We start from the raw sequence: 14,721 nt of genomic DNA on the forward strand, positions 1-14,721 counted from the left end.
TTGTACAGCCCTTTTCATTGCGAGTGAGGGCTGCGCGCATTATGTCAAAGGGCCGGGGCACCCCGTGCTGCTCTGGCGGTAGGGTTCGAAAGGGGATCGTGTGACAGGTACAACCACCCAGCGCCTTGGCATAAGGACACTCGGGATTGCGACGTTGATCCTGAGCATGGCCGCAGGTCTTGCCGGCTGTGGGCCCGCCCCGCGCGGTAGCGGCATCAACGATCCATATGAGGCGTCAAATCGCCAGACCCACGCGTTCAACAAAAAGGCGGACAGCGTGCTGTTTCGCGCGCCTTCGTCGGATGATACCCGTCCCCCCGTGGGGCCGGTGGGGCATGCGATTGGCAATGTGGGCAACAATCTTGGCCTGCCAAGCATGGTTCTCAATTCGCTTTTGCAAGGCCGCCCTGAACCGGCGATCAAGAATACCTTCCGCTTCATCATCAATTCGACGCTGGGTCTGGGTGGCATATTTGACCCCGCTGGCACCCGTTTCTCGCTTCCCGAGTCCACTACGGATTTCGGCGAAACGCTGCATGTTTGGGGGGTGGGCGAGGGCACCTATCTGGAGCTGCCGATCTTTGGCCCCTCGACGGAGCGTGACGCACTGGGCAAGGTGGTTGATCTGGTGATTGACCCGCTCAACGCGCTGGACCCCGATCCGCGGTTGGTGGCCAAGGCGTTCCGCTTGGGCGCGCGCGTCGAAACCCGCAAGAAATATAGCGCTACCGTCGATTCGGTGTTGCATGACAGTGCCGATAGCTATGCGCAAAGCCGCCTGTTGTATTTGCAGAACCGGCGCTTCGAACTTAACGGCGAGGAGAGAAACGATGCCGCAGCCTATGATCCCTATGACGACCCTGCGCTACAATAGACGTTTCATTTTGGGGGCCGGGGTTGCCGGGCTGGCCGGGGCGCTGGTGCCGGGTCAGGCTTTTGCGCTGAATGATTCACAGGCGAGGGCGCTGATTGAGCGCGCCGTGACCGATACCAACGCAGCCATCCGATCTGGCAAGACGGGCCCCGCGCTTTATGCCATGTTCGAGCGGATTTTCTCGAAATATGCGGATGTGAACGTGATCGCCCGCTCGGCGCTGGGGGTCGCGGCGCGTCAGGCGAGTGCTGCGCAGATGGCCGCCTTCACAAAGGCCTATCAGGGCTATCTTTCGCGCAAATATGGCAAGCGGTTCCGCGAATTCATCGGCGCGCAATTCGAGGTGAAGGGCGCGCGTGCGATCAAGACGTTCTATGAGGTGAAAACCACAGCGATCCTCAAGGGCCAAGCGCCGTTCGAGGTGCTCTGGCAGGTCTCGGATCGGTCTGGCCAAGACAAGTTTTTCAACCTGATCGTTGAGGGCGTGAATATGCTGGCCTCTGAGCGCGCCGAAATTGGTGCGATGCTTGATCGCCGTCGCGGTAACATCGACGCAGTGATTCAAGATTTGAAAACGGCTGGCTAGGGCTTGCCTTACGGCTGATATGACAACGCCCGGTGGAGACACCGGGCGTTGTCATATCAAAGCGCCGTCACACCTCAGTTTCGATTGCCGCCAAACACGCCCAGCAGGCTTTTGAGAATCGAATCAGATGGGTTACGGCGTTGTGCTTGGGGCTGAGGCTGCTGGGGTTGCGCGCTTTGCTCGGGCAGTTGCCCCGCACTTTGCGAATCGCCCGAATATTGCTGCGTCTCTGCCTGCCAATCCGAGGGCTGCGCCATCGGCAGTGGTTTTGCGGGCTGGCCGTCTTCCACGCGCGCCATCGTTTCGTGGAAGATCTCGGCGGGCAATCCACCGCCCGTGACGCCCTTCAGCGGCGTGTTGTCGTCATTGCCCATCCAGACGCCGACGACATAGTCCGCCGTAAACCCGATAAACCAGGCATCCCGCGAGCTTTGCGTCGTGCCAGTTTTCCCAGCAATTTCATAGCCTTTGATATTAGCCCGCCCGCCCGTGCCATGCAGCACAACCTGACGCATCATATAGATCAACTCGCGCGCTGATTTTTCCGAGATCACGCGCTCGCCAATGCCGCCGGGTTTGCTGAAAAGCGGGTTGCTATCGCCCTTGAGCGTAAGCGTGTTCAGCCCGTAGGGCGTCACCGAAGAGCCGCCATTCAAGATGCCTGCATAGGCGCCCGTCATGTCCAGCAGATCCGATTCCCCGACCCCCAAAGCGACAGAGGGCAGGTTTGGCAGGTTCTGCGCAAAGCCAAGCCCCTCGGCGACCTTGATGACATTCTCGCGCCCCACCGCCTCAGAGACACGCACCGTTGCAACGTTTACCGAATGCTCAAGCGCGGTGGTCAGGGTGATCGGGCCGCTGAAGTTGCGTTCATAGTTGCGCGGCGTCCAGTCCGGGGAGCCGGGCATTTTCACGGTCAACGGGGCATCATCTACCATCGAATCGGGGGTGTAGCCCAGATCCAGCGCGGTGGCATAGACAAAGGGCTTGAAGGTCGAGCCGGTCTGGCGCTGCGCCATCGTGGCGTGGTTGAACGCGCCGGTCACCTTGGTTGCGCGCCCGCCCACCATGCCACGCACGGCCCCATCGGGCGACATCACGACGATCGCAGCCTCGGCGGTGCTGTCTTTGGCGACCTTATCGCTAAAGACGGACTGCATCGCCTCTTCGGCGGCGGATTGGATGCGCTGATCCAAAGTCGTGTGAATCACCACATCTTCGGTCGTGCCGCGTGACAGGAAATCGGGGATCGTATCCATCAGCCAATCGGCGAAATAGCCCCCCGCGCGACGTTGCGCAGCCTCGCTCAGAGTGGCGGGATTGGCCTTGGCATCCAGATATTGCCGGTCCGTCAGATAGTGTTGCTGATGCATCAACATCAGCACGGTTTCCGCCCGCGCCTGAGCGCGCTCAAGGCTGTTGGTGGGCGCGTAATAGCTTGGCGCTTTGAGCAGGCCCGCCAGCATTGCAGCTTGCTGCGGATTGTCATTGGCGGCCGAAATCCCGAAATACCGCTCGGATGCGGCCTCAAATCCGCGCGCCCCGGCGCCCAGATAGGCCCGGTTGAGGTAGATCGAAAGAACTTGGTCTTTGGTATATTTCAGATCCAGCGCAAAGGCATAGGGCACTTCCTTGATCTTGCGCTTGAGCCCGCCAGAGCGGCAATCATCTTCATAGGCGGATTCGTTTTTCCATTGCTTTGGGTCGAACTTCACACCAAGGCACAAAAGCTTTGCTACCTGTTGCGTGATCGTCGAACCGCCATTGCCCTGAAACGGGCCGCGCCCATCCTTGAGGTTGATCGCGATCGCCGAGGCGATGCCGCGCGGGCTGATCCCGATATGGTGGTAAAAACGGCGATCCTCGGTCGCGATTACCGCGTTGCGCAGATGGGGCGAGACGTTTTTGGCGTCGATCAGCCCGCCATAGGTTTCGCCGCGCCAGGCAAAGACCTTGTTTTGATCGTCAAGCATCGTGACCGACCCACGGGTGCGCCCATCCAGAAGCTTTGTGTAGTCAGGCAGCGTCGAATAGAAATACAGCGTCGCCGCGCCCACAACGAGCGCGATCACCATGGAGAAACGCCAGAACGCCCCCCAGAGGAGGCGCCAGATAAACCGCACCATCCCTGCGATTGCGCCGCTGAACCCACCGCGCCGGGGCGGGCGCGGTTTTTGCCCGCGTGGTTTGCGGGGTTTCGGCGTCTTCGAGGGGCTCGCATTTTTCGACGTGGCGTAGCGCTTATCCGCTACCAACGACCCGCGTCGTCCGCCCTTCTGTGTCATTTGCCTGATCCGCTGCCTTGTTTTCGTTGGCGCCAATTTACACGCAGCTTCACAGGATGTGGACCCGCATAAATTCACGTTTCAGTTTCACATTTCGCCCAATAATTAGCCGATGCGCCTAAAATGTATAATTATTAGGCAGATTACTGGCAAGCTTCCCGATCTCTCTGCCTCTGTTTCCTTGTGCGCGTGCAGCGAACTTGGCCTTCTGACGCCAGATGGTGTCGATCGCTCACGACATTGAGATGTGCTGAACAAGGAAGGGACGACAGTGAAACTCATCATTGCAGCAATCAAGCCGTTCAAGCTCGAGGAGGTGCGCGAAGCGCTCACCACCATCGGCGTGCGCGGTATGATGGTTACCGAGATCAAAGGCTTTGGCGCACAGTCGGGTCACACCGAAATCTATCGCGGCGCGGAATACGCCGTGAACTTCGTGCCCAAGGTGAAACTGGAAATCGTGGTTGCGGACGGCCTGGCAGACGAGGTCGTCGATACGATCCTCAAGGCCGCCAAGACCGACAAGATCGGCGACGGCAAAATCTTCGTGCTCGATGTGGGGCAGGCAGTGCGCGTGCGCACGGGCGAAACCAATGACGACGCGCTCTGAGACGCGACAGAGGGAAAGTAGGACAATGAAAAACCTTTCTAAAATTGCAGGTCTCGCCGGGGTTCTCGCCCTTGCTGGCCTTCCGGCTCTGGCGCAGGATGCTGCGGCCCCGGCTGAAGTCATCGACAAGGGCGACGTGGCGTGGATGATGACGTCTTCGTTGCTGGTTCTGTTCATGATCATTCCGGGTCTGGCGCTGTTTTACGGTGGCCTCGTGCGCACCAAGAACATGCTGTCGGTTCTGATGCAGACCACGATGATCGCGTCGATCGTGATGATCGTCTGGGTGCTGTGGGGCTATTCCTTTGCCTTCGGTGGCGGCACATCGCCGTTCTGGGGCGGTTTGGGGAAAATCTTCCTCTCGGGCGTGACGATGGATTCGACCGCAGCGACCTTCACCGATGGTGTCGTGCTGCCGGAATATGTCTTCATCGCTTTCCAGATGACCTTTGCAGCCATCACCCCCGCGCTGATCGTGGGTGCTTTTGCCGAGCGCGCTAAGTTCTCGGGCATCGTGCTGTTCATGATCTTGTGGGTGACCTTCGTTTACTTCCCGATCGCACATATGGTTTGGGACGGCGCCGGTCTGATCTTCAACTGGGGCGCTATCGACTTTGCTGGTGGCACCGTGGTTCACATCAATGCTGGTATCGCCGGTCTGGTCTGGGCAATCGTCCTTGGTCCGCGCCTCGGTCTGGGCAAAGAGAACATGGCTCCGCACTCGATGACGCTGACGATGGCTGGCGCTGCGATGCTCTGGGTCGGTTGGTTCGGCTTCAACGCGGGGTCCAACCTCGAAGCGACGGCGAATGCGACGCTTGCGATGCTCAACACCTTCGTGGCCACGGCGGCTGCGGTCGTCTCTTGGTCGATCGTCGAAGGATGGGTGCGCGGCAAGGCCTCGGGTCTGGGGGCTGCGTCGGGCATGGTTGCGGGTCTGGTTGCGATCACCCCGGCTTGTGGCACCACCGGTCCGGTTGGTGCGATCTTCCTGGGCCTTCTTGTCTCTCCGATCTGCTTCTTCTTCGTCACCGCCATCAAGTCGAAGTTCAAGTATGACGACAGCCTTGATGCTTTCGGTGTCCACGGTGTTGGCGGTATCGTCGGTGCCATCATGACCGGTATCCTCTGCGCCCCCTCGCTTGGTGGCACGGGCTTTGTGGTCGAAGCTGGCACCATGGGTGCGCAGGTCTTCGCCCAGATCAAAGCGGTTCTCTTGACCATCGTCTGGTCGGGTATCGGGTCGCTGGTCATCATCTACATCGTCAAGGCGATCACCGGTATCCGGGTCAGCGCCGATGATGAGCGTCAGGGTCTCGACCTTACGGCGCATGGCGAAAGCGCCTATCACAGCTAAGACGCGATAAGATCAACAAAGAAGGCCCGGAGTTCGCTCCGGGCCTTTTGCGTTGTGAGGGTAAGGCGCTTATTCCGCAGTCACAGCTGCGCCGCCTTTCTGTGGGGCAGAGCTTGAGTAATCGGGTTTGCGCAAGAACACGACAAGCGGGATCGCAGCGATCGTGATCCACATCATGAACTTGAAATCATCCAGATACGCGATCATCGCAGCCTGTTGCGTCGTCAGCGAATTCAGCACCTCATAGACCGCTGTTTCCCCATAATGCGCCAGCGAAGAACTGCCCGAGGCCAGCCCTTGCAGGTTCTGCGGGTTCATCCCCGAGGCCAGCTCGGAATGGTTGACCGCAATCATATGGGTCAGCAGCGCCGTCACGATCGAGATCCCGATCGACGAGCCGATATTACGCACAAGGCTGAACAGCGCCGTTCCGTCGCCGCGAAATTTCGGCTCGAGCGTGGCGAAGGTGAGCGTTGAAATCGGCACAAAGACCGAGCCCAGACCAAAGCCCTGAACGATCCCCGAAATGACGAACCATTTTGCCCCCATCAGCGGCGAGAAAGTGGACATCATATGCAGAGAGTAGGCGGTCAAAGACAGCCCGACCACCACCAGAATACGCAGGTCGACAAATTTCATCAGCCGCCCGATCAGCAGCATCATGATCATCGCCCCGACACCGCGCGGCGACATCACCAACCCGATGGTCAGCGTTGGATAGCCGTAGATGCTGGAGAGCATTGGCGGCAGGAGCGCAAGCGATGCCAGCAAGACGATCCCGACGACAAAAATGAACAGCAGCCCCATCGACAGGTTGCGATCCAGAAACATCCTCGGGTCCAAGAAGGGTCGCTCTGCCCCCAAGATCCAGACCACGAAAATCCAGAACCCGGACACCGACAGCGCCAACTCGATCCAGATTTCAACCGACGAGAACCAGTCGACGTCAGAACCGCGATCAAGCATCAACTGCAACGCCCCGATCCCCACGGCAAGGGCCGCAAAGCCGAAGAAGTCGAACTTGATCTTGCGCTTGGGCATCTCGGGCAGAAACGACCACGCCCCCGCAATTGCGATCATCCCCAGCGGCACGTTGATATAGAACACCCAACGCCAGTTGAGCGACTCGGTCAGATAGCCCCCGAGCGTCGGCCCGATGATCGGCCCCAGCATGATGCCTGCGCCAAACATAGCCATGGCTTGCCCGTGGCGTTCCCGCGGGTTGATATCGAGCATGAAGTTCTGCGCCAGCGGCACGATTGCAGCGCCAAACACGCCCTGAACCAGACGAAACGCAACCATCGTGTTGAGGGACCATGCAGCCCCGCACAGCATCGAGAACACAACAAAGCCAACCACCGAGATCATGAAAATCTCGCGCCGTCCAAACTGGTTGGACAGCCAGCCCGACATCGGCGTGATGATCGCAGCGGCCACGATATACGAGGTCAAAACCCAGTTGATCGTGTCCGTCGACGCGCCAAGATCAGCCCGCATGTCGGGCAGCGCCACGTTGGCGATGGTGGTGTCAAGCACCTGCATGATCACCGCCAGCATCAGCGCCGCCATGATCAGGCCGCGATGAGGCACGTTATAGGGGTCGATCGCCTTTGGCTGATTGGCCTGCGGGCTCTGCGTGGCAGCCTCGGCCATAGCTTATTGCCCCTGAGTCGCGGGCGTGGCCTGAGCCTTGTCGCCGATGAGTTGAGCGAGATTCGATTTGACCTTGGTATCCACATTCACCGTCGCCGAAAGACCCGCGCGCAAACCGGTCAAGTCCGAGCCTTTCGCGAGCCGCAGCCGCACGGGAACACGCTGGGTCACCTTCACCCAGTTGCCGGTCGCGTTTTGCGCCGGAAGGATCGAGAACTCGGCCCCGGTGCCTGCGCCGACCGCTTCGACGGTGGCTTTGTAGTTGCGACCGGGGAAGGCGTCGAACGTGACCGTGGCGGATTGCCCCGCGCCCATATGGGTCAGCTCGGTTTCCTTGAAATTCGCGATCACCCAGACATCGGTGGTATCAACCAGCGTGAACAGGCTTGATCCCGCACCAACCATTTCACCGGGCTTGAACGAGCCGGCTTGGTAGATGACGCCGTCGGCTGGCGCGAACAGTTCCGTTTGCGAAAGGTTATATTTCGCATCGTTCACGGCGGTGATTGCAGCTTTCACCGTGGGGTGATCCTCGACAGCGATGTCGGGATTGCCGTCAAGGGCAACCTTGGCGGCTGCAACCTTTTGCTGGGCGGCGGCAAGCGTGTCTTGGGCCGCGATTGTGGTCGTGCGCTGCGCATCAAGCGATGTCTGCGTCGCAGCCCCCGATTTGGTCAGCGATTCTTGCCGGGCAAGCTGCTTGGCTTGGTAGTCTGCATTGTCAGAAGCCTGTTTTTCATCCGCCAACGCGGCCTTATACGAGGCGCGCAGCTGTTCGACCTGAAGCTTGGCCATCGACAGCCCGGCCTCAGCCTTGGCCAAGGCCAATTCATAGGGTTTCTTGTCGAGTTCGAACAGCGGGTCGCCCTTTTTGACATGCTCGTTTTCTGAAACGAACACCTTCGTCACCCGGCCCGAGATTTGTGAGGCCACCGGAATGCGCGCCATCTGGAAGTTGGCGTTTTGGGTGGACTCAGATCCGCCGGAACTCAGCCAATAATACGCGCCGCCAAGCACGATCAGCGCAGGCACAAGGACCAGCAGCCATGTTTTTGGCCGCTTTTTCTTTTTCGTTTCGATGTCTTGCCCATTGCTCGGGGCAGATTTTTTTTCTGTTGCGTCACTCATGATTGGCCTCGGAACTCTGGGAGGGGCTCTCCTCATCGGAGAGATTTTCGATTATTTTGTTCAGGGAACTCATGACCTGTTTGACCGCACGGTCTGACAGGCCATTGAGGGCTTTGGCGTAAATGGCTTCGGCGATGTCATGCGCCTCTTCAAAGGCAGCACGGGTCTTCGCCGTGGGGTGGATCAGCTTGACGCGCCGGTCGTTGGAATCGTGCTTGCGCAAAACCCAATCGGCCTCTTCCATCCGGTCGACAAGGCGCGACACCGAGATCGGCTCGATCTCGAGCAACTCGGCCAGACGCGCCTGTGCCAGCGGTCCTTCGCGCTTGAGATAGACCAAGAGACGCCATTGCGCGGTGGTCAAACCCAGCTCATTGGCACGTTTTTCAAAGCGACGCCGGATCAACCGGGTCGCGTCATGCAACAGGAAACCTAGGCTTTGTTCGGACATAGCGGGCTCCGGGTCAATGCGTATATCATAAGCCCTTACATTATAAGCTTGCTTACTATTTCAAGGGTAAAATGAAAAATTTTCCAAATAAAAAGACGGAAGCCCGAAGGCTCCCGTCTTAAATCGTCAAGCTTGGTTGTAGGTTCCTTAGACGCCCGCGTCGATCAAGGCGCGCGCCAGCAGCGGTACCGATTTTGTATTCAGCCCGGCGATGTTGATGCGCGAATCGCCGACCATATAAATCCCGTTTTCGGCCTTCATCTTGGCGACCTGCTCGGGGGTGGCCCCGAGGCGCGAGAACATGCCGCGATGCTCGGCCACGAAGTCGAAGCGATCCGAGTTGGTCAGACGCCGCAATTCATCGGCAAGCTGTTTGCGTAGGTCCAACATGCCCGTGCGGACCTCTTCCAATTCGGCCTCCCATTCCGCGCGCAGCGCCGGATCGGTCAGCACGCGCGCGACCAGCGCCTGCCCGTGATAGGGTGGGAAGGAATAGGTCTGGCGGTTGAGGTACGACAGCACGTCTTGCGTCACCGCGCGCGTGGCCGCATCGCCCAGAACCATCAGGCAGCCGGTGCGCTCGCGGTAAATCCCGAAGTTCTTGGAACAAGACGCCGCGATCAGCACCTCAGGCAAGCGCGACGCAATCAGACGGGTGCCTGCGGCGTCTTCTTCCAGCCCATCGCCGAAGCCCTGATAGGCCAGGTCGATCATCGGGATCGCGCCGGTCTGTTCCAGGAGGTCTGCGACCGCGCCCCACTGCTCGATCGTCAGGTTTGCGCCGGTCGGGTTGTGACAGCAGCCGTGCAGCAGCACGATGTCACCTTTTTTGACCGCTTTCAGATCTGCCATCATCGCGTCGAAATCGACGCTGCGGCTGGCGGCATCGAAATAGCGATAGGATTTGAACGCCTGCCCCATGAAGTTCAGGATCGACAGGTGGTTCGGCCATGTCGGATCAGACACCCAGACCGTGGTTCCTTCACTGGCCATGCGCGCCAGTTCAAAGCCCATCCGGCACGCGCCAGTGCCGCCCACGGTGGACAAGCAGGCGAGACGGTCGGCTGGGTAACCCTTGCCCAGCACCATTTCCGCCATCGCGGCGTGGAATTCGGGCTGGCCGGCAAGGCCCGCATAGGATTTCGTGGTCTCGCTGTCCCAGACCTGTTTTTCAGCTTTGTGAACGGCGGTCATGATCGGGGTTTTGCCGTCGGCATCTTTATAGACGCCGACGCCCAGATCGACTTTGTTGTCGCGCGGGTCAGCGCGATATTCGCCCATCAGCGCGAGGATTTTATCCGGCGCTTGCGGTTTGAGATTGTTCAGCATCATGCGTCTCCGGTTGCGACCTTGAGGTCGTTATACATGCCCCATTCGGCCCATGATCCATCATAGAGGGCCCAATCCGACTTGCCGATCAGCTCCAGCGCGAGGGCCAGAATGGCCGCGCTCACGCCAGATCCACAGGTGGTGATCGCGGGTTTGGACAGATCGACGCCCGCGCCTTCAAAAACCTTGCGCAGGGCCTCGGGGGATTTCATCGTGCCCTCTGGCGTCAAAAGGCTTTCCCACGGCACGTTTCGCGATCCGGGGATATGGCCTTTGCGCAGGTTCGGGCGGGGTTCAGCGTCTTGACCGATGAAACGGCCATGCGCGCGGGCGTCGATGATCGCATAATCACCCAGCTTAGAGGCATGGGCCACTTGCGTCACGTCTTTCACCAAGCCGGACTGGCGCTGCACGGTCATGTGACGGTCGCGCACCATCGGCGGCATGTCTTCAAGCGGGTGGCCCTCGGCCTCCCATTTTGGCAAGCCACCGTCGAGCACGGCCACATCGGTCTTGCCCATCAGCCGGAACAGCCACCACACGCGCGGGGCCGATAACATCGAGTGTTGGTCATAGACCACGACCTGATGGCCGTCGCCCACACCCATCGCGCGCATCCGGGAAATGAACTTCTCGGTCGGCGGCGCCATATGCGGCAAATCCGAACGGTTATCAGCGATCTCGTCGATATCGAAGAAGCGCGCGCCGGGGATATGTTTGGCATCATAGGTCGCCTTGGCGTCCAGCCCCATCTGGGGCAAGAACCACGAGCCATCCAGAATCCGCAGATCGGGATCGTTCAGATGGGTGGCAAGCCAGTCCGTCGATACGAGCGTTTTCGGGTTGTCCATCGCGGTGCGCCTCTCTCTATCGGTCAGAGTTGATTAGACTCAGCACCGCAGGGGACGCAAGGGCAGGGCGCCCAAAACCGCGCCTCAGCTCATTGATTCTGCTTGAGCAGCCGTTGTTTCTGGCGGTTCCAGTCGCGCTTGGCCTCGGTTTCGCGTTTATCGGCCAGCTTTTTGCCCTTGGCGATTCCGACCAGCAGTTTCGCGATGCCCTTGTCGTTGAAATACATCTTGAGCGGCACGATGGTCATGCCCTCGCGCTGGGTGGCGTTCCACAGCCGGGACAATTCGCGTTTGGACACCAGTAGCTTGCGCTTGCGCCGTTCCTCGTGGCCGAAATGCCCCGCTTGCATATAAGCTGCGATATAACTGTTGATCAGCCACAGCTCGCCATCTTCAACCGAGGCATAGCTTTCGGCGATATTGGTCTGGCCAGTGCGCAGCGATTTCACCTCAGAGCCATAGAGCATGATCCCCGCCTCGAGCGTATCCTCGACGGCGTAGTGATAACGCGCTTGCCGGTTTTCGGCGATCAGCTTGGAGTTGGGATCAGAATGTTTTGCCATGGTCGCCCCGAAATAGGGCTTGGATGCCGCTCTGTCCAGTGCGGCACTGCGGCGCTTGACGCGAGACGGGCTGCGCGCCTAGCTGGGACCGTTGCTGTCGAAAGGATTACCATGCTCCACCAGATCGCTATCGGATCGCTGATGATGCTGATCACGGTTTCTTTCGCTGCGACGACAGCTTGGGCGATGGAGGCGATGTTCGTGCGCTCTGCCCGCTGGGTGATGCGTGAACCCCACGGGCCCAAGATGTTGCTTCTGGTGATGGCGTCCGCGCTATGGGCGCTGGGGATGGTGACGGCCAGCGTCTGGGCCTGGGCGGCCTGCTTTCGCGTGCTCGATATCTTTCACACGATGGAAGAGGCGGTCTATTTCGCGCTCGTCGTCTATACGACGCTGGGCTATGGCGACATTCTTCTCAGCCATGACTGGCGTATTCTGGGGGGCATGGCGGCGGCGAACGGGTTGCTCAATATCGGGTTTCTCACCGCGATGATGGTCGAGACCCTGCGCCAGACCCGCAACAGCCAGATCGAAGCGCGCAGGATCAAGGCGCATTTGAATATGCACCTGTAAATCCCGCGCGCGCCGCTTAGTCGATCATCAAGGCGTCTTTGACGATCCCCGTCAGCATATCGGTCACCGGGTCCATCGTGTCCTTGGGATAGTCACGAAAGCCGACCGTGATCTCGCCCGCGTTTTCGGGGGTCTCATAGACAAAGATCGTATAGGGGCAATATTGCACATTGGTGATGTCGCTGGTCATCACCTCGCGCGATACCTTGGCCGAGCAGAACGAAAAGATATCTGCGCCTGTAAACAGGGTCTTGGTTTCGCCCACCGCGTCTTTGGTGCGTTCCAGCATGTCGCCGGTATGGCTGACGTGATCAACCACAAGCCCCGCGCCGACGATCGCGTTTTGCACCGCGAAAGTGACGTTATCGAACGTGTCTTCGGTGGTCCAGGTATGCGCCTCTTGTGCCGAAGCAGCCTGCGCACCTAGCATGAATGCCGCCGCAACTGCGGCGCTGATCAGATGTTTCATCTGTGTCTCCCTTATCTCCCACACGGGTCACGCCGGATGGCGCCCAGTGATCCAATCCCGAGTTTGGCGCGTATTTTTCTTTATGCCTAGGGGTAACAATGTCGCCCCCTCTTGCGAAAAGGGATGCACAGGGCACGCCCCGCACTCATAGTGTGGGCCTAAAGGAGGTATTTCCATGCGCAAGATCAGACCCGGTGACCCAACATGGGCCGACGTGACGCCAAAGGCCGATTTCCTTAACCGTCGCCAGATCATGGCGGGCGCAGGCGCGATGGCGCTGGGTGCAATTGCGGGGCCGGCCTTGGCCAAGATCAATGCAGCGCCATCGAGATATTCGACTGATGCTGCGCCGAATACGCTTAAAGACATCACGCATTACAACAATTTCTACGAATTCGGCTGGGACAAGACCGACCCGGCGGCCTATTCGAAGCAGCTTGTGACCGACCCGTGGTCCATCGAGATTGACGGGCTGGTAGATAAGCCCGGCAATTACGCGCTGGATGATATTCTTAAGCCGGTGACGCTGGAACAGCGCATCTATCGGTTTCGCTGTGTCGAGGGGTGGTCGATGATCGTGCCGTGGATCGGGTTTGAGCTGGCGGATCTGCTGAACCGCGTGGGCGTGCAGCCCGGAGCGAAATACGTCGCGATGCAGACCTTGCTGCGTCCCTCGCAAATGCCGGGGCAGAAACAGGGCGGTATCGACTGGCCCTATGTCGAGGGCCTGCGGATCGACGAGGCGATGAACCCGCTGACGATTTTGGCGACCGGGCTTTACGATGAAGAGATGCCCAACCAGAACGGCGCTCCGATCCGGCTGATCGTGCCGTGGAAATATGGTTTCAAGTCGATCAAGAGCATCGTGAAAATCTCGCTGACCGACAAGATGCCGCGCACCACGTGGAATCAGCTTCAGCCGCGCGAATACGGTTTCTATGCCAATGTGAACCCCAAGGTGGATCACCCGCGCTGGTCGCAAGCCACCGAACGGCGTGTGGGCGCAGGGCTGTTTGCCGGGCGCGAACCGACGCTGATGTTCAACGGCTACGAGGATGAGGTCGCGAGCCTCTATACCGGCATGGACCTGCGGAAGAATTACTGATGACCACCGCAAGCCTGTCGGCCCCGATCAATGGTGCGTTGCGACATGTGCCCAGTTGGGTTGTCTATCTCGCAGGGCTGATTCCTCTGGCCTGGGTGGTCTATCTGACCTTCACCGGGGGGATCGGGGTCGATCCCGTGAAAGGGATCGAGCATCGGCTGGGCAAGATCGCGCTGTGGTTTCTGGTGGGCGGATTGGCGATCACGCCCGCGCGGCGCTGGCTGGGGCTCAATCTGATCCGCTATCGTCGCGCGATCGGGTTGCTCGCGTTCTTCTATATAGCCCTGCATCTGACGGCTTGGGCTGTTCTGGATATGAGCATGCTGTGGGCGCAGGCCTTGTCGGGCCTCGTGAAGCGGCGCTACCTGTTGCTGGGAATCAGCGCCTTCATCCTGCTGATCCCGCTTGCGATCACCTCAAACAATGCCTCGATCCGCAAGCTGGGCCGCAATTGGCGCAAGCTGCATTGGCTGGTTTACCCTGCCGTGCTGCTGGGGGTGATTCATTATCTGCTACAGATGAAGGTGATCTCCACTCAGGGCTGGCTGTGGTTGGCAGCGGTATTGCTGCTTTTGGGGCTTCGTTTCGCCCCCCGATTCCGCTGACCCGGCGGAATGCGCGTTCAGAGGTTTCGTTGAGTCGGGTGTTTTGCGAAAGATTCTTGCGTAAGCGTGAAATTGGACCGGTTAGACAAAGAATCTAACAAGGTAAGACCGTTATTTTTCAAAGGCCTAAGTGGTTCTTTGCGGAAATGTGGAAGTTTTTTAAAAAAGTGGTTGCGGAGGTCGGGGAGTATCCGTAGAACCCCCCTCACCGAAGCAGCAAACGACGCAGCGACGGTAGCCGGAAGTGCTGCAAGGTGCTGAAAAGCGAAACAAAATTTGGAG

The 14,721-nt window shown here is 59.2% G+C and carries 15 protein-coding genes; 7 read left to right on the forward strand and 8 right to left on the reverse strand.

The features are described 5' to 3' along the window. The first annotated feature begins 100 nt into the window (after positions 1-100). Entirely contained in the window at positions 101-874 is a 774-nt protein-coding gene (locus QZ571_RS10365) for a VacJ family lipoprotein (RefSeq protein ID WP_295534150.1), read from the forward strand. Continuing rightward, the gene (locus tag QZ571_RS10370; protein WP_295534151.1) at positions 831-1,460 is read left to right on the forward strand and encodes a phospholipid-binding protein MlaC; all 630 of its coding nucleotides are present in this window, start codon (positions 831-833) and stop codon (positions 1,458-1,460) included. Before QZ571_RS10365 ends, QZ571_RS10370 begins: the two co-directional genes overlap by 44 nt. Before the next feature lie 74 nt (positions 1,461-1,534). On the opposite strand, the gene QZ571_RS10375 is transcribed toward QZ571_RS10370, so the two are convergent. After that, positions 1,535-3,745: a transglycosylase domain-containing protein gene (locus tag QZ571_RS10375; RefSeq protein WP_295534153.1), complete on the reverse strand. Its 2,211-nt coding sequence runs from the start codon at positions 3,743-3,745 to the stop codon at positions 1,535-1,537. Between the two features lie 271 nt (positions 3,746-4,016). Between QZ571_RS10375 and QZ571_RS10380 the strand changes: the two genes are divergently transcribed. Both QZ571_RS10380 and QZ571_RS10385 read left to right on the forward strand, forming a co-directional pair. Continuing rightward, positions 4,017-4,355, forward strand: a complete 339-nt coding sequence (locus tag QZ571_RS10380; protein WP_295534155.1) for a P-II family nitrogen regulator — start codon at positions 4,017-4,019, stop codon at positions 4,353-4,355. A 25-nt stretch (positions 4,356-4,380) separates the two neighbouring features. Continuing rightward, positions 4,381-5,712: an ammonium transporter gene (locus QZ571_RS10385; protein ID WP_295534157.1), complete on the forward strand. Its 1,332-nt coding sequence runs from the start codon at positions 4,381-4,383 to the stop codon at positions 5,710-5,712. A 69-nt stretch (positions 5,713-5,781) separates the two neighbouring features. Here QZ571_RS10385 and QZ571_RS10390 read toward each other — a convergent pair whose 3' ends face one another. The 6 genes from QZ571_RS10390 to smpB all read right to left on the reverse strand — a co-directional run bounded on the left by QZ571_RS10390 (position 5,782) and on the right by smpB (position 11,687). After that, on the reverse strand, positions 5,782-7,281 hold the full coding sequence (locus tag QZ571_RS10390) for a DHA2 family efflux MFS transporter permease subunit (RefSeq protein WP_295534178.1): 1,500 nt from the start codon (positions 7,279-7,281) through the stop codon (positions 5,782-5,784). Positions 7,282-7,368: 87 nt separating this feature from the next. Beyond that, positions 7,369-8,493 carry an HlyD family secretion protein gene (locus QZ571_RS10395; protein WP_295534159.1) on the reverse strand — a complete coding sequence of 375 codons (1,125 nt, stop codon included), beginning with the start codon at positions 8,491-8,493 and terminating at the stop codon, positions 7,369-7,371. Continuing rightward, entirely contained in the window at positions 8,486-8,944 is a 459-nt protein-coding gene (locus QZ571_RS10400) for a MarR family transcriptional regulator (RefSeq protein WP_295534162.1), read from the reverse strand. Before QZ571_RS10400 ends, QZ571_RS10395 begins: the two co-directional genes overlap by 8 nt. 147 nt (positions 8,945-9,091) lie before the next feature. Next, the gene (locus QZ571_RS10405) at positions 9,092-10,273 is read right to left on the reverse strand and encodes an amino acid aminotransferase (RefSeq protein WP_295534164.1); all 1,182 of its coding nucleotides are present in this window, start codon (positions 10,271-10,273) and stop codon (positions 9,092-9,094) included. Beyond that, positions 10,273-11,124 carry a 3-mercaptopyruvate sulfurtransferase gene (sseA, locus tag QZ571_RS10410; RefSeq protein ID WP_295534166.1) on the reverse strand — a complete coding sequence of 284 codons (852 nt, stop codon included), beginning with the start codon at positions 11,122-11,124 and terminating at the stop codon, positions 10,273-10,275. The genes QZ571_RS10405 and sseA overlap by 1 nt, the downstream gene beginning before the upstream one ends. Before the next feature lie 89 nt (positions 11,125-11,213). Next, positions 11,214-11,687, reverse strand: coding sequence for an SsrA-binding protein SmpB (gene smpB / locus QZ571_RS10415; RefSeq protein ID WP_295534168.1), 474 nt, complete (start codon positions 11,685-11,687; stop codon positions 11,214-11,216). A 111-nt stretch (positions 11,688-11,798) separates the two neighbouring features. On the opposite strand from smpB, the gene QZ571_RS10420 reads away from it, so the two are divergent. Next, positions 11,799-12,260: an ion channel gene (locus tag QZ571_RS10420; protein ID WP_295534170.1), complete on the forward strand. Its 462-nt coding sequence runs from the start codon at positions 11,799-11,801 to the stop codon at positions 12,258-12,260. A gap of 16 nt (positions 12,261-12,276) precedes the next feature. Here QZ571_RS10420 and QZ571_RS10425 read toward each other — a convergent pair whose 3' ends face one another. After that, positions 12,277-12,729 (reverse strand): DUF302 domain-containing protein, encoded by a 453-nt coding sequence (locus QZ571_RS10425; protein ID WP_295534172.1) that lies wholly within the window; start codon positions 12,727-12,729, stop codon positions 12,277-12,279. A gap of 175 nt (positions 12,730-12,904) precedes the next feature. On the opposite strand from QZ571_RS10425, the gene msrP reads away from it, so the two are divergent. Beyond that, positions 12,905-13,834, forward strand: coding sequence for a protein-methionine-sulfoxide reductase catalytic subunit MsrP (gene msrP / locus QZ571_RS10430; RefSeq protein WP_295534174.1), 930 nt, complete (start codon positions 12,905-12,907; stop codon positions 13,832-13,834). Beyond that, positions 13,834-14,439, forward strand: coding sequence for a protein-methionine-sulfoxide reductase heme-binding subunit MsrQ (gene msrQ / locus QZ571_RS10435; protein WP_295534176.1), 606 nt, complete (start codon positions 13,834-13,836; stop codon positions 14,437-14,439). Before msrP ends, msrQ begins: the two co-directional genes overlap by 1 nt. Positions 14,440-14,721 lie beyond the last annotated feature (282 nt).

The sequence above is a fragment of the uncultured Thioclava sp. genome (assembly GCF_913064665.1).
GTDB classification, from domain to species: domain Bacteria; phylum Pseudomonadota; class Alphaproteobacteria; order Rhodobacterales; family Rhodobacteraceae; genus Thioclava; species Thioclava arctica.